The 18,025-nt window shown below is 28.3% G+C and carries 20 protein-coding genes and 1 tRNA gene; 8 read left to right on the top strand and 13 right to left on the bottom strand.

The window, feature by feature from the left end; genetic code table 11:
• Positions 1–17 precede the first annotated feature (17 nt).
• Positions 18–602: an HNH endonuclease gene (locus ACTTAS_RS01670; RefSeq protein ID WP_440678109.1), complete on the top strand. Its 585-nt coding sequence runs from the start codon at positions 18–20 to the stop codon at positions 600–602.
• A complete protein-coding gene (locus ACTTAS_RS01665) occupies positions 602–1,213 on the top strand; it encodes a hypothetical protein (RefSeq protein WP_440678107.1) in 612 nt (203 codons plus the stop codon). Before ACTTAS_RS01670 ends, ACTTAS_RS01665 begins: the two co-directional genes overlap by 1 nt.
• Here the strand turns inward: ACTTAS_RS01665 and ACTTAS_RS01660 are convergent.
• Positions 1,210–3,123 carry a Z1 domain-containing protein gene (locus ACTTAS_RS01660; protein WP_440678106.1) on the bottom strand — a complete coding sequence of 638 codons (1,914 nt, stop codon included), beginning with the start codon at positions 3,121–3,123 and terminating at the stop codon, positions 1,210–1,212. The two genes, ACTTAS_RS01665 and ACTTAS_RS01660, sit on opposite strands and share 4 nt — an antisense overlap.
• 28 nt (positions 3,124–3,151) lie before the next feature.
• On the opposite strand from ACTTAS_RS01660, the gene ACTTAS_RS01655 reads away from it, so the two are divergent.
• Positions 3,152–3,613 (top strand): hypothetical protein, encoded by a 462-nt coding sequence (locus ACTTAS_RS01655; RefSeq protein ID WP_440678105.1) that lies wholly within the window; start codon positions 3,152–3,154, stop codon positions 3,611–3,613.
• On the opposite strand, the gene ACTTAS_RS01650 is transcribed toward ACTTAS_RS01655, so the two are convergent.
• From ACTTAS_RS01650 to ACTTAS_RS01640, 3 genes are all read right to left on the bottom strand, one after another.
• The gene (locus tag ACTTAS_RS01650) at positions 3,606–4,514 is read right to left on the bottom strand and encodes a DNA cytosine methyltransferase (protein WP_440678104.1); all 909 of its coding nucleotides are present in this window, start codon (positions 4,512–4,514) and stop codon (positions 3,606–3,608) included. The two genes, ACTTAS_RS01655 and ACTTAS_RS01650, sit on opposite strands and share 8 nt — an antisense overlap.
• Before the next feature lie 47 nt (positions 4,515–4,561).
• A complete protein-coding gene (locus tag ACTTAS_RS01645; RefSeq protein ID WP_440678103.1) occupies positions 4,562–5,557 on the bottom strand; it encodes a tyrosine-type recombinase/integrase in 996 nt (331 codons plus the stop codon).
• Positions 5,558–5,614: 57 nt separating this feature from the next.
• Positions 5,615–5,691: transfer RNA gene (locus tag ACTTAS_RS01640), tRNA-Met, on the bottom strand.
• A 284-nt stretch (positions 5,692–5,975) separates the two neighbouring features.
• On the opposite strand from ACTTAS_RS01640, the gene ACTTAS_RS01635 reads away from it, so the two are divergent.
• The 5 genes from ACTTAS_RS01635 (at position 5,976) to ACTTAS_RS01615 (ending at position 7,130) form a co-directional block, all read left to right on the top strand.
• A complete protein-coding gene (locus ACTTAS_RS01635; protein ID WP_440678102.1) occupies positions 5,976–6,188 on the top strand; it encodes a hypothetical protein in 213 nt (70 codons plus the stop codon).
• Between the two features lie 21 nt (positions 6,189–6,209).
• Positions 6,210–6,524, top strand: a complete 315-nt coding sequence (locus ACTTAS_RS01630) for a hypothetical protein (protein WP_440678101.1) — start codon at positions 6,210–6,212, stop codon at positions 6,522–6,524.
• A gap of 106 nt (positions 6,525–6,630) precedes the next feature.
• The gene (locus ACTTAS_RS01625; RefSeq protein WP_440678100.1) at positions 6,631–6,810 is read left to right on the top strand and encodes a hypothetical protein; all 180 of its coding nucleotides are present in this window, start codon (positions 6,631–6,633) and stop codon (positions 6,808–6,810) included.
• The gene (locus ACTTAS_RS01620) at positions 6,797–6,979 is read left to right on the top strand and encodes a hypothetical protein (protein ID WP_440678099.1); all 183 of its coding nucleotides are present in this window, start codon (positions 6,797–6,799) and stop codon (positions 6,977–6,979) included. Before ACTTAS_RS01625 ends, ACTTAS_RS01620 begins: the two co-directional genes overlap by 14 nt.
• On the top strand, positions 6,966–7,130 hold the full coding sequence (locus ACTTAS_RS01615; protein ID WP_440678097.1) for a hypothetical protein: 165 nt from the start codon (positions 6,966–6,968) through the stop codon (positions 7,128–7,130). The genes ACTTAS_RS01620 and ACTTAS_RS01615 overlap by 14 nt, the downstream gene beginning before the upstream one ends.
• A gap of 255 nt (positions 7,131–7,385) precedes the next feature.
• Here the strand turns inward: ACTTAS_RS01615 and ACTTAS_RS01610 are convergent, their stop codons facing one another.
• The 9 genes from ACTTAS_RS01610 to ACTTAS_RS01570 all read right to left on the bottom strand — a co-directional run bounded on the left by ACTTAS_RS01610 (position 7,386) and on the right by ACTTAS_RS01570 (position 18,006).
• Entirely contained in the window at positions 7,386–9,257 is a 1,872-nt protein-coding gene (locus ACTTAS_RS01610) for an AAA family ATPase (protein ID WP_440678096.1), read from the bottom strand.
• 443 nt (positions 9,258–9,700) lie between these two features.
• Positions 9,701–10,321 (bottom strand): hypothetical protein, encoded by a 621-nt coding sequence (locus ACTTAS_RS01605; protein ID WP_440678095.1) that lies wholly within the window; start codon positions 10,319–10,321, stop codon positions 9,701–9,703.
• Positions 10,321–10,719, bottom strand: a complete 399-nt coding sequence (locus tag ACTTAS_RS01600; RefSeq protein ID WP_440678094.1) for a hypothetical protein — start codon at positions 10,717–10,719, stop codon at positions 10,321–10,323. The genes ACTTAS_RS01605 and ACTTAS_RS01600 overlap by 1 nt, the downstream gene beginning before the upstream one ends.
• 20 nt (positions 10,720–10,739) lie before the next feature.
• Entirely contained in the window at positions 10,740–13,508 is a 2,769-nt protein-coding gene (locus tag ACTTAS_RS01595) for a M16 family metallopeptidase (RefSeq protein ID WP_440678093.1), read from the bottom strand.
• 96 nt (positions 13,509–13,604) lie between these two features.
• Positions 13,605–14,039 (bottom strand): hypothetical protein, encoded by a 435-nt coding sequence (locus ACTTAS_RS01590; RefSeq protein ID WP_440678091.1) that lies wholly within the window; start codon positions 14,037–14,039, stop codon positions 13,605–13,607.
• A complete protein-coding gene (locus tag ACTTAS_RS01585) occupies positions 14,026–14,784 on the bottom strand; it encodes a hypothetical protein (protein ID WP_440678090.1) in 759 nt (252 codons plus the stop codon). The genes ACTTAS_RS01590 and ACTTAS_RS01585 overlap by 14 nt, the downstream gene beginning before the upstream one ends.
• Positions 14,781–15,725, bottom strand: a complete 945-nt coding sequence (locus tag ACTTAS_RS01580; RefSeq protein WP_440678089.1) for a hypothetical protein — start codon at positions 15,723–15,725, stop codon at positions 14,781–14,783. The genes ACTTAS_RS01585 and ACTTAS_RS01580 overlap by 4 nt, the downstream gene beginning before the upstream one ends.
• Positions 15,726–15,730: 5 nt before the next feature.
• Positions 15,731–16,564 (bottom strand): hypothetical protein, encoded by an 834-nt coding sequence (locus ACTTAS_RS01575; RefSeq protein ID WP_440678088.1) that lies wholly within the window; start codon positions 16,562–16,564, stop codon positions 15,731–15,733.
• Positions 16,564–18,006, bottom strand: coding sequence for a hypothetical protein (locus ACTTAS_RS01570; RefSeq protein ID WP_440678087.1), 1,443 nt, complete (start codon positions 18,004–18,006; stop codon positions 16,564–16,566). Before ACTTAS_RS01570 ends, ACTTAS_RS01575 begins: the two co-directional genes overlap by 1 nt.
• Positions 18,007–18,025: the final 19 nt, after the last annotated feature.

Below are 18,025 nucleotides of genomic sequence, written 5' to 3'. Positions count from 1 at the left end.
TTATGTTCAAATAATTTATGAAAACTAAATCAAAAAAAGATTATATGATTGATTTTTTTAAAGATAAAAAAAATCACAATAGAGAATTTACCCTTGCTGAATACGATAGTGAGGTCAAAAAAGCATACGAAGCTGACACAGGTACAAATACTATCTATACAAATAGAACACCTAGAAACCTAATTAGGTATGGAGATCCAGATTTAGATGGAATTTTAAAAAGAACTAAAAGGGGAAATTACATTTTTCATCCAGGTGAAAAGTTTGTCATTAAGAAAAGTCCTTTTAGCGAGACAATAAAAAAGAAGATTAAAAAAAGAGATAATTATCAATGTCAATGGTGTGGGAAAAAAGAAACCAAACTAGAAATCCTTGCAGTTGATCATTTAGAACCAGAAGCATCTGGAGGTAAGGGAGTTTATGAAAATGGAATTACTTTATGTAATGTATGCAATAATAGAAAAAAAAATCTTAAAATAAGTTCTTTTGGTCTTAGCATGTTTAAGAAATATTTAGAAAAGTCAAAGATAAATAAAGATGAAAAAGCAATTAAATTCTTAGAGGATATAATTGAGGTGTATAATAAACATAAACTATCTTAATGAACGTAACAGAATACTTTTTAAAAAATGGAAAAATAAATGCTTCAAAAAGTAAAGCTCTAAAATTAATTGAAAAAGTTTGGCCAAATTTAAATTCTAATTCTCATATAAGATCTTCAATGTTCATCAACAATGTGTTTGATAAAATTGAAAAAAAATTTCAACCAAGCAATGCATTACGAGGATCAATTTTTGAATACTTAATAATGTGTGTTTTTTTTAGAAATGATATAAATCCTTTTTTTTATCAAGTGAATTTAAATTTTGTTCACAATGTTACTTTTGATTTAGTTTTGTTTGACACAAACAAAAAACCTATAATTATAAGTTTAAAAACTTCAGGTAAAGATGCGTACAAACAGGTTGAATTAGAGTTTTACGCAGCAAAACAAGTTCACAAAAATTGTAGAACTATATATGTAACATATGAAGATGATGCAGTTAGATTTATTGAAAGAAAAAAAGAACTATCTGAAATACATAGTATTGATGAAATTTATAGTACTCAAGACAAAGATTTTGATAAATTAATTAAAGACTTATCTAGCAGAGATTATATTGATCCACAGAAAATTAACTATGTGAGAACAGGTATATTCCTTGGTGATTAATTGTTTGTTCTTATATGTGAAATAATTTTCCTATTGAAGTAAGATCTATAAAATAACCTAGCCTCATTAGTCTCTTCACTCATGAACATAGCTAGCCAATATTCAGCACCTGTATTATGTCCATCAATATGTCCACCTCTACTTCTTCTTATTTCTCCAGGAATTTGATCTTTGTATTGATCTATAGATCTTATATTTTGTACGTAAATATTTTCATCATCTTGAGCGTCTGGGTCGTTAATTATTTCTTCATAGAAGGGTTTTAAAAAAATTTTTTCACCTATAAGTGAGTGTAATTTTTTTATCATTTCTAATTTATTCTCTTTAATTCCACTTAAATATAAATTTTTTAACTCTTCAGTTAATTTAAATTTTTCAAAATAGATTTCACCACTCTGCTCCACAACATTTGCCTTATCTATACTACTTGGCTGAGTTGTTTTAGTTCTTTTACTACTGAACCATAATGGATGATCAAAATTGTTTACTGTTGCCAAACTCTCTCTGTGTTCTTTAAATACTTGCCACCAGTCATTGTAAAGTTTAGATGGAATTGTTAACTCAAAGTCTTTAAAAAGCTCTTCTCTATTGCCAAACATTCTAGCCCTTTGAATATATGTCCCACTGTCTAGCTTATGTTTAGAGTCTCTTGAAAAAAACATTGATATTAAACCGTGAAACGTAAGACCTCTGGAAATGATATTCCCTCCAAAAATTATTGTAAATGGTGTTTGGGGGTCAGTTCCAGCATCAAAATTTTGTGACTTCATATCTTTATCACTGTTCATAATTACAGGTCTATACTGTTGTTTATTTTCCCATACATACTTTACTATTTCTTCAGAAAGTTTGCTGTCACCAAATTTAGTTTGCGCTGTGTTATAAATTTCCTCTAAAACTTTTGGATGTTTTTCCGTCTCCTCTTTTAAGTGTTTAAATATGTGGTCGTTTACAATTCTAAAATCCTCTTTGTGACCTTCTTTACCTGTGCTTGTGTGAACAATCATTGAGAAATTTTCTTCTGGAATATTTTTTTTAATTTTCTCAATATTTTTTTTTGCAACAGTTACTAAAAATTTATAAACCGCCTTTTTTATATATGAAGGATCGTCACCACTTTCTCCTAAAAATGTTACGTGATAATCAAAGGCCTTTTTATGCTCTTTACGATAGTTTGCGGGAAAAAAATGATACTGACCATAATATTTACTATGAGGTGGTAAATAGACCCATCTATTTGTTTCATTTGCATAGGTGTTATTTAAATCTAATCTACCTGGTGTTGCAGTTACACCTATCCAGATACCATTTTTGTTCATTATATTTTTTATTAAGCCGTTAATTACTGACCTTAGTTCTCTTGCTTCATTTGAATTATCTTTTTTATTTACTTTTGAGTTAGGTGTTGCGTAATCTGCCTCATCATCAATGATTATAAGATCATCTAATTCTGCAAGCTTAGTTTCGTTGATAAGTTTTCTCAACTCAGATGCATTTTTTTTACAAAAAATTATGAAAGGTACTTTTGCTATATTCAAATTATTTTCTTTAACCTCTCTTAAAAAATCTAGATTATCTTGAGGTGTTGGATTAATTCTTGATTTAGCAAATATACCTAAATTTTGATCTCTTAGTTTAACGTTATCTGTAACTAAGAGTAATATATGTTTTTTGCCCTCGTCTAATAATCTAGCCGTAAGAGCAATCATGGTTTCAGTTTTTCCACTTTGTGGTTCACCATAAATTACAAGTGCTTTACATTTTTCGTGAAAAATATTTTTTGAAACTTCCTCTACTACATCTTCTATATTTGAGGTGTCAAAACCTTTCTCATTTTTTAAAAGTTTTATCCTTTTTTTGTATTGATTTGGTTCAGATTTTTTAATTATTTGATCTAAATTGAATGACATAATATTATTTAAACATAAAATTTATATTATGACTATAGACAAATTTGAATTTTATCATGGTGCAGTCTTAACTAAGCTCATTAATTTTGGAGAGAAACTTTCAATTCAAACGTTTCCGTCAGAGAGTAATGCAACTTTCACAATTAATGGAAACATTGGTATTTATATAAAATATTCCGCAAAAAGAATGACACCGTGGGTGTTTACATTTAAAAAAATCCATCAAGTAGAATTGAAAGCGATAAGCGAACTTCATAAGGAGACATTCCTTGTTATGGTATGTGGTTCAGATGGAATAACATGTGTAAATTATAAGAGATTAAAAAAACTTTTAGATGATAATTTTGATTTAGCTGAATGGGTAAAAGCTCATAGGTATCGAAGAGAGCAATACCAATTAAGCGGAAGCGATGGTGAATTAAATTATAAAATTCCTAAGAAAAATTTTCCTGAAGAGATTCTTTCTGCCGTGAAGAAACATTCTATTTAGAAAAATTTTCTAAATGGTATTTAATTAAACTGCCTATTTCTTTAACAACATTTACTGCTACAGAATTTCCTAAAAGTTTCATAGCTTGATTATTTGAAACTGGCATTTTAAATTTTTTAGGAAAACCCATCATCTCTAGACCTTGTTGTGGAGAAATTCTAACAACTTTATTATTAACAACATATCCATCCCAGTTTCTTCTATCATCAATAGGAGATCTTCCTCCCCCTACTCTTAATGTAAAACCAATTTTTCTCTCTTCATTACTGTTAAGTTCTTTTGTAACTTTACCGCCAAAAATATCTGACATAGTTTTTTTCAAAGGTTTTTCTCTTGGGAAAGTAAATGACATTTCATTATACATTTCTTTAAGTCTAGGCTTATAAAAACCAACCATATAAATTCTAGGCCTGTGTTGGGGTAAACCAAACTCAGATGCCTTAATAACTTTATAATCAAATGTATAATTTAAATTCTGTAGGGTTTTATATATGACTTTAAATGTATTACCTTGATCATGGTTTTTTAAATGTCTGACGTTTTCTAAAAAGAAAGCTGAAGGTTTTTTTGCTTTTAAAACTTCCTCAATAGCAAAAAATAAATTTCCATCTTTATTATCCTTAAATCCTTTTTTATGCCCTGCTTGAGAAAAAGGCTGACAAGGAAAACCACCACATAAGATATCAAAGTCAGGTATTTTTTTGTAATCTACCTTCCAAATATCACCAGCGAATAGGTCTGGATGATCTAAATATTTATCCTTAAAGTTTGCTGAATAAGTTTTTCTAGCATACTTGTCTATTTCCGAGGTAAATACACACTTCATATCTAAAGATTTTAAAGCTAAATGAAATCCACCAATGCCAGCAAATAAATCGATAAATTTAAGTTGTTTTTTCATAATGAATCTTAACTGTAAATTTAAACTTATTTATTAATTTATTCGAGTCACTTTGACTCACTATATCTTAGTTTCTTGGCTAAATGCTCAGCTGAAATATGAGTATACCTTTTCAATACTTTAAGATCCTTCCATCCTCCTTGAGCAGATATTTCTGTAATACTCCAACCGTTCATGGATGCTCTCGTTGCAAAAGTATGCCTTGTTGAGTGAAATCTTTTATTAATTCCAGTCCATTTCTTTAACTGTTGCCAATAAAAATCAATCGTATCCCCTCTCTCACAATTAATAAGTTTTCCATTAATATTTATTGGAAGTTTATTGATCTCATCCATAGCTCTTTTAGATACACCTACTCTTCTAGATAAACCATTTTTAGTTTCTCTTAAAATCACAGTATGTTTATTAAAGTCTATATCTTCTCTTCTAATTTTTAGAATCTCTCCTCGTCTTATTCCACAATCTAAACCAAGCATAATAACTAACTTTAACCATTTAGCTTTTGAATGTTCTGCTTTTTCTAAAAGAACTTTCTCTTCATCAGGTTCTATGACTTCACCTTTAAACTCTGGTTCTCTTAAACGTTTAATAAACTCACAAGGATTTGTTGGAAGATAAATTCCAAGTATATGTCTTGCATATTTAATTGTTACATTTATCAAGATAATATATTTGTTTACTGTGCTTGGATTTAAATAACCACATAACTCATCTCTAAATTTAAGAATTATTGATGGATTCAATTTTGCTAAGCTAACTTTAGATATTTCATGCTTACAAAGCTTATTGATTTTATATCCTTCACTTTTCCAACTTTTCTTATTTTTTGTTACATTAGCTAAATATTCCTTTAGCATCTTACCTAGAGTTATTGAGTTTGCCTGACTTAGATCTTCAAAGAAATTCTTTTCTATTTTATTTTCTATTTCCCTTGCCCATTTTAGGGCTATTGATTTCTTTAAAAAAGTTTTGCTTATTTGATTTGAGTTATTTTTTCTAATTCTTACTTGCCACTTGTTGTTTCTTTTAATTATTGTTGCCATATCCTTACCTTTCTCAGTGTCCCCTGAGTGTCCCAAGAATATGTAGATCATCTAGAATGGTAGCGGGAAGTGGGATCGAACCACTGACCTCGGGCTTATGAGTCCCGCGCTCTAACCAACTGAGCTACCCCGCCATTACTTAATCGTGATCATTATCCAACAATCACAACATTTTTTGTTTGCAACATAGTATAAAAAAATAAAATTAAAAGCGATTATTTTCTTTAAAGCTATTACTGTGTGACCATGTGTGGACCAAAAATAGGGTCCCAAATTTAGTTCTTAATTAGAAAGAAAATTAACTTACTTAAATTGTTATTTTGAATGTGATGTTACTTATATTTTGACCTTTAGCCAATATGATCAGTTAGACTCTCTGTTCAGGATTTGTTAATCTTGGATTGTGAAAAAGCTTTTAGTGATCGTGATTCTTGGTTTATTGTTGAATGGATGCGGTGACTCTTCAAATGACTATGACAAAGGATATGAAGATGCCTGGGAGGGATATTCTCCAAAAAAAAGCTCAGAATCATATATGGAGGGTTACGAAGATGGAGAATTTGATGCAGATTGCGATTACTATAAAAGAAACAAATTTTGGGATAAATATAAAAACTTAGGATGCAGATAATTAAAAAACTTTCATCTTGTTATGAATGAAATTTTAAAAGACTTTAAAAAAATTGGATATATAAATCATATATCAATAGCCTTATTAACGATTTTCTTTATTATTGTCTCTAAAAAGATCAGTGTTCAGCTAAATCTTTTTGGGTGTATTTACTGGTATGTTTCAAGTTTATTAGTTGGTCATTATTCTGCTCACAACATTAAACCAACAAAAAAATTCAAGTATGTAAAAAGTAAAAATGATACTTTCGTTGCTTTGCCAATTGTGGGTTTAATTAATATGTTAACTTATGGAATTCCAATCTTAATACTTGATTATTTTTATAAATTTCTATGATTTTTTCATAGCTTTTAAAATTTATTTTTATTAAGATTAATTGTCCGTGATTTAGAAATAACTCTACTTGCTTCGGACATTAAACATTAACGCTAAAGGAGGCAATATGGCAACAGTCAAAGAACTGTACGATCTAATCAAACAAAAACAAAGAAATGGAGAAAAAATTGGTATTCTCCAACAATCAATTGTTAATTCTTATGAAGCAGAGGTACCACAAACAACCAAACAAGTAAGTGCTACTTTCATCAAAAACAAGAAAGGAGATGTATATGGCAACAATTAAAGGGGTCTATGAAGAATTGAAAAAGATGAAAAGAAAAGGTGTAGACATTGGTATGTTTGGAGAAAGTTACATTGAAATGTTTGAGAAAGATAAAGAACAACCTACAACTAAAGAAATCACCGTAAGCTTCATTAAGAACAAAAACGGGGGTAACAATGGCGACAGTTAAAGAGTTATATGACTATATAAAACTACAAGTAAAACTTGGAAAACCAATTACCCCTTTTCACCAAGCAATTGTTGATGCTTATGAAATAGAAAACACTAGAACTACGAAGGAAGTTAACGTTTCATATGTTGTAAATAAAAAATCCAAATAGTGTTTGGTCCGTGAGCCTTGGACAATGAGAAAAGGCTCACGGAACACGGAACCTTGACCGATTAAATTTAAAAAATACCCATGAAAAATATAGAGTTTTAAACAATTCTTTTAATTTAATCAGATCAATATTGGTCAATTAAACCTGGTTAATACCCTCAAGCAGAGACATAAGAAATATAAAGTATATAAAGTCCTTTTAGTCCTAGCTGTCCTTAATTAAAAAGACAGATAAGACTAATAAGACAGCTTTTAATTAGAATGGTACCTTTTTGGGTATTAGATTTCCATCTTTATCTATCTGGGAAAGATCGCACGCCAGCTTGTACTCACCATATTTCTCACCTTGATTTAACTCACTTTTGTCTTTCATTCTTTGCATATTTTTACTGATATTTGATTTTTCTTTTTGTGTCACAAGGTTCAGGGTCGAACACACATCTTTTGGTTTCACTGAATGTCTATTATCCTCAGCTAAGCTTTTCATTGCTAAATAAATTTTTTTCTTATGAAACTCAGTCTTAATTACATATGAGTCACCGGAATAACTATATTTTAATTCTTGTGAATTCCACTCAAGATCAAAGCTAAAATCTTTAAAGTTTCTACCCCGCCCTTTGAGCGTAGCCCTGTTTCCAACTTCATCCCTGTCCAACATATACATTGCATCTGGGACACCTTGGTGACCAGTAGATCCCATAATCCTGTCCCAAGAATAATCCATAGAAGCTTGTTTTAAATGGTGAACATATAAAATAAATAATTTATGTTTATGAGCTAAATCTTTTAACTTACCTAAATAATAATAATCTATTTCATAGGCATTAGCTTTTCCCTGTCCCTGACCTGAGAGTGGTTTTATCTTTTGAAAGGTATCAATAATCACGAACCTTGGATTGCTAACTTTAGAGCACCATTCAGACAAAGATTCTTCCAATCCTTGTGTCAATAACGGACAATTAAAATCCACAAAAGTTGTTGGATGAATTTTATCAGCATATTTCATCCCTTGTATTCTAAGTGCCATAGAGTCTTTGTTATCTTCAAGGGCTAACAAAAGTACATCTCCGTGATCTATCAAGCCTTGATTAAGAAAATTACTTTCTTGATTTTGAACTGAATATGCTAGATCTAAAGTTAAAAAAGATTTCATTGATTTTGGTCTACCTGCTAAAATACCAAGACCTTCTTTAGGGATTATAGGATTTATTAAAAATTCTCTTTTAATTTCCATTTTAAATTCATAACCGAGCATCCTATTAGAAAAAAAATCTACAATCTTTTTGGTGTCTTTTTTTTCTTCATCAGAATTAACTTTTCCTATCCATGAAAATAAATCTTTAGCATAACTAGAACTTACAGAAACTTCCTCAGCAAAAGCTTTGTATCCCGAAGATTTAGTATTTTCCTTGGAGTGATTATTTTCAATAGATTTTAATTTATATTCAATATCTCGCCAATTAAACTTGGGCAGCGTTGAAACAATTGCCTCAACAAACCACCATCTCTCCTTTTGATCCCAATCTGTATACTTCAATAAACATGAGGCCAGCTTAACAAAAGGGATATTGTTAGAATTTCTTTTTTCTAACAAATATCTAAGAGCACTTGCAGCACACAATTTATTAAACTTTTTCAAAAGGTCCTGGTCCGTGGCTATTGGGCCATCCTCCCTAATTGATACTCGCTCTACCCAATCGTTTTTACACAATTTTGATTTAGCAATAGAGGGAGGGCATACAGTATTACCCTCAACTCTAAGCTCAGCAATTGTACTTTTGTCTGGATATTCTCTTTTAAGATATTTTAGATTATTGGAATTCTTATAAAGAAAATGAGTTTTTAGTATTAAACCTTTATGAGGTTTAACTCCAAATATCATAGTATTTGGATTGAGGAACTTAGAACCAAATATCTCAGCGTTTTTTGAATCTAAATCAATATCGACCAAATTACTCAAGCCTATATTTATTCCAACATTATGATTTTCTGTGAAATTATCAGCAGTAAATATTTTAGTCTGCCAACCTTTTACAATACAACCTTTTCCATCATTATTTTTTGTTAAAGGGATTACTTTTAAACCTTTACTAAGGTATTCATTTACTTTTTGGGTTACTTTATTCATGTCTTTTTCTTGTTATGGACTGAACAATTACAGACGACATGAACTGCTCAGCCCATTACAAGTATCAAAAGACTAGATCTAGATTTGATTGGAATTACAAAGAATTGTAAGCCCTGTCCTATCACTTACAAACTTTGAAAGTTAATTTCCAAAAAAACAAAATCAAATTCTTTTTGTCGTCTGCTTATTGTAAATGAATTTAGAGTTTTTAAATTCGTGCGAGCCTTAGTTTTTACAGCGGTCTATTTTATGTCGTGACTTATGGCTTTTTCATCAATTGATGTCCATTGAGTAGCACCCTCGCTTCACTGCGATAAATTTAATTTAATTATTTATTTCTTAAGGTCAATACGTTCAAAAAAGCTATATTTTAGACTCTCTTTTTGAAGCTTATCTTATGATTATAAGATTAAGCATAAAGAATCATGACCAAGAATGATGCATCAAACATCAATAAGTTTATTTAAATCATATAAAGATTTAGGAAAATATTTTTTAAAAACTTCTGGAAAAAGTTCTGAAACCTTATTGTTTTCATACCATGTATAACCATCTTCTGGCATGTTACCTATATCGTATTTAGATAATCTGTTTGGATTATTTAATAAACAAAGTAAAATTGCTTTATATTTCTCATCTTCAATATCTTCATATGGAGATTTTTTTTCAAGAAATTCAATAATTTGACTTTCGCTAAAGTTTTTATTTTGAAAATGAGCCTTAAATTCTGAATAAGATGCTTTGGAAATAAATTCTTTAACTTCCTTAATTATAGGTGTTCCTGGAAAGGTATGAAACATTAAATCAAAAAACTGCTTGTCATTACTAAGTGCAGCCACTCTTATTGCCGTATCTTTCGAATTTGCATAAAGGTATTTAACAGTTTCAAAATCGAGAGAAAACTTTGCAAGGGCCATTAAAACAAGTTTATTATCATCCTTGATAAATTTTTGAATTAATGGATGCTTTAATTTAAATACATATTTATTTTTACTTTCAAAAAATTTATATATTTCATTAGGAGTTGAATTTTCTAAAAATAAAATTGTTTCTTCGGGACTCATTAATTTAATCCAATTTTTTTAATCTCATTATATAAATTTAATATTTTATTTTCATCATCTAATAATTCAGATAAATCTTCTGATAAATTCAAATCATTAATTTTATCTGGATAAAGCCTATTTAAGTAAGCAATATTATATAAAAGTTTAAAATGTAATATCTGAATAGGTGTTAAAGGAATTCGAACGTAATCATCTTTTATTCTTTTTGATTTCAATTTCATTTTATTTTCAACAATATTATCTTCAAATGTTTTTGGAAGAACTTTTTCAACTAATGAATAACCAAATGTTTCGACAAGATTTGCCTGATCAGCATTATAATTTTGTCCATTTTCGTCTGGATTGTGTTTAATATAATATTTAATAAATTTTAATAATGCTAACTCAGTATTCATTTTTTTAATACATCGTTAAATTATTCAGAAATAAAATCAGCACTTTCAAAATAGTTTTCATCAAAGAGCTGTTTTGCTAGTTTTGTGATATCCCTTAAGGTAATGCTATCAATAATAGAATTTAAATAAGTAAGTTTTTCAATATTTTGATTATATTTTGCAGCATTTAAAATTGAACTAAGCCAAAAACTATTAGTTTTTAAACCCGCATCAAAATCTTTCTTTAAAGCAATCTTTTGTTCTTCAAGTATTTTCTGATCAAATTTTTTATTTTGAATATTTTCTAATAATTCTTTTATTTTGCCGTTAATCAAGTCAACGTTATTTGGATCTGCTGTATAATATATATAAAAACTAGTTATTTCTTTTGGTACTTTTTCATCAAAATATTTTGCTGATGAAATAGAATAAACAAGATTATCTTTCTCTCTTATTTGATCAAAAAGCATTTTATCTAAAACAGCTAGCAACAAATATAACTTCGTTTTATCTCGATATGAATATTTGTAATCTTTGAAATAAATCCTGAAAATATTAGCTTTTTTTGCATCTTCCTCTCTGTATTCATTATATTTTTTCGCCTGTGTGTATCTTATGCCATGGTCAATATAAGGATCTTCTCTTTTAAGATCAGATAAACTTCCAATATATTTTTCAATTAAAGGTTCAATAACTGCAAATTCAAAATCTCCAACAATTACAAAATCAAAACTACCCCCATCTATAAATCTATCTTCATAAAATTCTTGAACATCTTTTAAATTAATTTGTTTGAGGACCTCATCAGTTGGATATTGGGTCCTTGGATGGTCTTGGTATAGTTTTTTTCTATATTCTAAATCAGATTGATGTTTGGGGTTCTCTTTATCTATATAATATTGATTAATCTTTATTTCTTTAAAACGGTCTATATGATTTTGTTTCACTCTTAAATCTGTAAAATTTAAGTAAAGCATCTTGAACATATTTTCTAAATTTTCATTGTTAGATTTACCCGTTACACCTTCACCACCTTCAGTAATAGTTGGAAAAACATCTACAAAATTTTCTTGGAATAAGTTTTCTTTTTCTACAACTGAAATTTCACCAAGATCAGCATAGCTTAAAACATCCTCTGCATATTTTGCTGAAGCAAGTTTATCTAAACTAGCTGTAGAAAATCCTCCATAACTAAATGCTTTCAGTTGAATTTCATCTTTTTTAAAATCTGTTTTCTTTAAATAAATATCTGCACCATTTTCTAATGTAAGTTTGGTGATATCTGATCTTGGAAATCTTTTTCTTTTAATGATTTTAGATCCTTTTAGATCTTCATTAATTAATTCAACTTGTTTTATTTCAAACTGGTAGGGCTCAATTTCTTTAGTACTTACTTTTTTAATTAAATTTTCAATCTGTTCTTCTGTTGGCATATTCTCAATTTGATCTTGAGCTACAATGGATATAATTCGATTTTCTTCTTTAAAGAAATTTCTGAAATAATCATTCAAATCTTTTACTGAAATTGTTTTTAAAATATCTTCTGTATACTCAACTTCTTTATCTATTCCCGATATCATCTCATCAAATAGAAAATGATCAGTATATTCTTCAATAAAGTCCTCAGAAGTTCTGGTAGTTTCTTCAATAGATGCTTGTTTTAAATAATCTAAACGTCTTTTTTTAGCTAGTTCCAATTCATTTTCCAAGAAACCATATCTATTTACTTGTTCTGCAATCGTAAGACTATCCTCTATTCCTTGCATGATTGAGTTTTGTTTTAAGGTAGTCACATACAAATAGTACATATCCAAATCAGAAACTTGGTACTCATAGATATAAGCACGATTAAATGCTGCTTCATTAGTTTCATTAATCTCTTGAAGTCTTCTATTATAAATATCATCTGCTAAATAACTGATGATTGCATGTCTGAAGTTTTCAATAGTATTGTATTTTTTAAAATCATCTTTTTTCCAAATACCAAATACGATGTCTTCTTGGACAGCATCTTGATATGAAAAGAACTGATTTTCTTTAAAATCAGGGATTTTATAATTAGGATCCTTAGTTTCTGTAGTATTTTCAAATGCTCCAAAATATTTGTTAATCAAATCTAATATTTCATCAGAGTTTATTTCACCAATAACAAACAAACCCATTCGCTCAGGCTGATACCATTTTTTGTAATAGCTAATGACATCCTCGTATATAAAGTTTTGTATAACCTCTAATTGCCCAATTGGTTTTCGATATAATAATCTCGAATTTTTATGAATATATTTATGTAATTCATCGAAGTAATTACTATAACCACCAATATCTGTTCGATATTCCTCTTCTACTATTTTACGTTCTCTCTCAAATGCTTCAGGTGTAAGATTTAAATTTTTGGCAATATCAGCTAATATTTGAATTGCCGTTTCGACATCTTTTTTATCGTCTGTGGGAATTTCAAAATCATAAGTAGTTTTAAAATAAGATACACCTGCATTATAGTGAGATCCTAAATTCAATCCTATTGAGGATAAATATTCATCTATTTTTCTATCTGGAAAATTTTTAGAGCCGTTAAAGGCCATGTGCTCTAATAAGTGAGCAAGTCCTCTTTGATGCTCTTCTTCCATTATAGAACCTGCTTTGATAAGTAATTTTATGGTTACTTTATCTTCGGGTGCTGAGTTTTCTCTTATGTAGTAAGTTAATCCATTTTCAAGCTTTCCATAATTAATTGCAGGATCTAATGGAAATACACTTTCGGCTTTTAAAGATGTTGTTATTAAAATAAAACAAATTAAAAGAGTCCTCATTATTTTTATTAGCAGAAAAAACTATGTCTGTCTAATTCACTATAAAATTTATATTCTAAAAATGAAAAGATTATTCCTATATTAAATTCGCTTAGACTATTTTATTTTTCTAACAAACCTTAAATTAAAAACTCGTATTACCAATTCATATAAACATAAAAAAATATTTAAAATTATCAAAATTAATAAAATATTGAAAAAACTTACAAAATTAAAACTATTAATAAATTTTAAATTTAAATAATCGATTAAAATATAATTTTCTAAAATCAAATGATTATAAGCAACAAAGCTTGAAAAAGTTATTAATAATAAAATTAACGAAATTGCATAGAATTTTAATAAATTATTTTTTTTATATCTAATCTTCAAATATGAAAAAACTTGATTCATATTATAAGTTTTTAACAAATGATTAATTTCATATCTTTTTATACCTTTGAATTTTCTTTCTTTTAAAGCCATAAATATAGTTTCAGATTTAATTTCATTGAAATGTTCATTGATTTTATCTTTGTTACTTATCTTCATATTTATAAAACCGATCCTCAATTGCACTTAGGTATTCTTTAAAATGATTTTTATTATTTCCAGACTGATCTTTAACTAGAAGATAATGTCTGCAAGTTTCTTTAGTTAATTCAAAAATTTCTTTTGTTTGATTTAAAAATTGATAAGAATTTAGAGAAACATTTTCCACTATACTATTTAAAGGAAGTTCTTTTCTTTCAGCAATTCTATGGGGGTATCTATTGTCAGTATTTAATAACACTATTCCAACATCGTTGATAATAGCATCATATAAATATTCTGGCCTGCTCATGCTGCCTTCTTTCTTCCAGCATGGAGGATAATCATTACCAAATCGTTCTTTGTAATATGCAAGTTGATCTCTAGTTTTCTCATAATCCTCTAATTTATTCATCAACTTTGCAATCTCGCTTTCTTTCTCCTTAATTTCGTTATAATTATCTCTAGCTAAGACTAATTCGCCTATAATTTCTTCTATTTCCATATCAGCAAAGTCACCATTATTTTCTTTTAATTCTTTTATCGCATCCTCAAATTTTCTAAATTCAACAAGCCTAGCTGAATTAACATCTAAATTTTTAAACTCTTCATTTAATAATCTTAAATTTTCAACTTCATTCTCTAAATCTTTGTTTTTCTGAATTAGTGAAGCTGTAATTAATAAAATTAAAAACAATAAAATTAAAATTATCTCAGTGATAGTAAGATTTAATAACTGCCGTCTACGTTCTCTGAGATTAATCACTTATTTTTTTTTAAATTATCCGAAATAAATTTCGCAACATTTACTAAATTTTTAGAGAGAGCTTCTAGAGTTTCCTTACTATTTGCAAATTCCTCATTAAGAAGTTTTGATTGATTTGAAATAGATGCATTTAATGATTTAAAATTTTCTGAAACCTTATGTATTTCACTTTCTGCAGAACTTTTTTTTAAACCAGCTTCTAAATCATTTAAAGTTCTTACTATACTATCTGTAGCATCTTGAAATTCCACAAATTTATCTGTCGGTATATTTATTTTAGAAATTTTTTTTGTAATATCGCTCGCTTTGATATTAAATTCATCAATAACCTCTTTAGATTTTTGGGTACTATCTTGAAGTATCTTGCTATTTTCCTCCATGTATTTTCTTAAACTAGATGAACTATCCTGCAAAGCTTTATCAGTGTTTTTTGAAATATTAACAGATTGGTTTTTTAATATGTCTATTGATGCAATAAGTTGAGTATTTAATTTACGAGCCGACTCTGAAATTTGAGCTTCAGCTTTTTCTTTAATTTCATCTAGATTTTCACGAAATTGACTAAGGACTATTCTTCCAATTAAACCAACCAATGTTGTTGTTATTGCTATACCAAAGTTTTTTAGTAAATCATTTACATCTTCATCAATACCAAACAAGGAAACTGCTAAAGCTGTTAATGTATACAAAAACCCCAAATAGTAAAAACTATCACCCAACTGTTCATCACGGACAAATTTATTAAATTTTTTATTTAGAAATAGTACTCCAAACAAATAAAAGATCATTAGACCAAATAAGATAAAAGTTGTTGTAAATTCTCCAGGAATTTTAAATCCTAAAGCTATTACAATTGCTCCAATTAAATATGTTCCAAAGAATACATATTTTACGGAACTATCATCTAATTTATCAAAATAAAATTTTTTTACTTTTTTCATAATATCTATCCATCAACAAAGGTAAGTTTAAAATCTTTAGCTTTATTTCCATTTACAAAAAATTGAACCCAAAAATTTGTAAACTGCTTGGTTCTTTGCATATTCCTGGAGCCATCTCTTTGAATAACCAAAAGCTCTATGGCTACATTTGACTCAAGATTTGTATGTACTTTTTTATAATATTCACTCTTTTTAAACTCTTTAAAAGGAGTTAATCCATTTTGATACATAGACATCTGTCTTGTATTTTGAATCATGTCTGAAAAAATAATTATATTGTTATCTACACCCTCAAAGCCTTTAAATTCATTTAAAGCAATCAATTGAAACATCTCCATTACCGGAGAAGAACTTTGACCATCTTCTTCTATTATGATGTTATTAATTACATTTGTTATTTGATTAGAAAAACCTTCGTTCCATCTTTTTGTTATTTCTTTTGGATTAATAGAAATCTTTTGGTACGTGGTACTAATATCCTCTATTGTGCCAGGATTACACATATTGATCTTTCTATTCGTATTTAAATCTAGACTTTCGTCTAAGTTATAAATTGTGAGGCTATGGTGTTTTGGTAAATTACTTTTTAATTCTTGAATTTCCTTTAAAAAGAATTCTTTTTGAGCCTTGTTGAGAGCGTCAGTTAAATCTAATAGAACAACTGTTTTTCCATAATTTTCTTTATTTTCTTTAGGACAAAATGTTTTTGGGTCTATTTTGACTTTTTTTTCTTCATTAATAAAAAAATATACACCACCAAATATAAACGCGACAGATACAACGGCTATTATTAAATAACCCATTAAATCTCCTGATCTTTTTTTATCTTTAAAGCTCATTAATTAAGTTTGTTTTTGTTTTCAACTACTCTAAATCTATCTCTAGCTGCTTCATAATTATTTGTAATTTCATTTTTAGCGTTTGTTAGGTGCACTCCTATTTGATCAACATACACAGAAGCTTTTTTTAGAATATTTTTATTTTCTTTTAAATTATTTTTAATTTTTAAATCATCATTAAATTTATATTTTTTCCCAAAATATTTTGGTTTAGGTTTATTTCTATTAGACTCGTTGTTTTCTTGATATTTTCGCAAACATACATTGCATGTCTGTTCTAGATATCTGTGACTATTTTTTAATTTTAACAAATATGTCTCTTCGTCTGCAATTATTGAAGTTGACATATTATAATTTACTCTTAAATCGTCAGATAATTTTGAAACATCTCTTATTTGTTGTTTTTGTATAGAGTCTAATTCTTCTTCAATAATATTTTTAGTTTCATTGTATTCTTGTCGTATATCTTGAAGTTGTCTATGAATTTTTCCATATCCAGGATAATTGTCATCCACGTTATAAGAAGTAACAAAAGCTATAATTGCAGCTACAAATCCAATAAGAAAAAGAAATAAATCATTTAAACTTAGTGGGTGGATTAGTGAAAACATGTTATCAAAAACTTCATTAAATTTGAAAGCTGTTTCATTTACTGTAGCTTTTGTTGCTATAGCTCTATAATTTGCAACAAAGTAATTAAGCACAATAGCTAGAATTATAAAAACTCCAAAAGACGACCAGCCAAACAATCTTTTATTATTATTGACGTGATTTTTGTACCAGAAACAATTTTTTCCAAAGAACCAGCCTAAGACACCTACATTTATTAATGAAAGAAAAAATGCAGTTATTACTCCTCCAATAATATAATCTTCTGAAACATCTTTAAAAAAACTAAAGTTAAAGAAAGTCTCTACCAGAACCTCAATAAATAAAATTGAAAATAGCAATACCCGACTTGGTGGATAATGTGGCTCGTATTCCAATTCATTTTCATTTTTAAATTTTTCATATTTTTTATTAAAACTTTCATAACTTGATTTTGATTGCTGCAATTTATCTGCAGCCTTTTGAATAACTTTTTCAAATGAATTCTTTGCATTTCTTGCAAAAGTATTAAGTTGAGATACCATTTCACTAAGTTTCATGTTCCCAAATTGCCTGTCTAAATCCTGAACATGAGATATTGCTTGATTTTTTCTTTCAGTCAAAACACCTGAGAAACTAGCTATAATTTGCTGTTCGTTAGAGCCGTGGGAAGTTGTTGATGAAGAAGGTATATTTTTTTTTCCATCATCTTCGCCTATTTTTGCAACTCGCCACTCTTCACAAAGCGACTCTACATCTAACAAAGGAAACTCAGTGGAAGAGTTTGTCAGCGCATCCAATGATTTTTTTTTAAAAATATCTGGAAATTTAAATAGGGAGTTTTTTATAGACATTTGTTTTATTCTAACAGTA

The sequence above is a fragment of the Candidatus Pelagibacter sp. HIMB1611 genome (assembly GCF_052047715.1).
Classification (GTDB): Bacteria; Pseudomonadota; Alphaproteobacteria; order Pelagibacterales; family Pelagibacteraceae; genus Pelagibacter.
The sequence above is the reverse complement of the archived record's forward strand: the minus strand, read 5'-3'. Positions and strand labels throughout refer to the sequence as shown.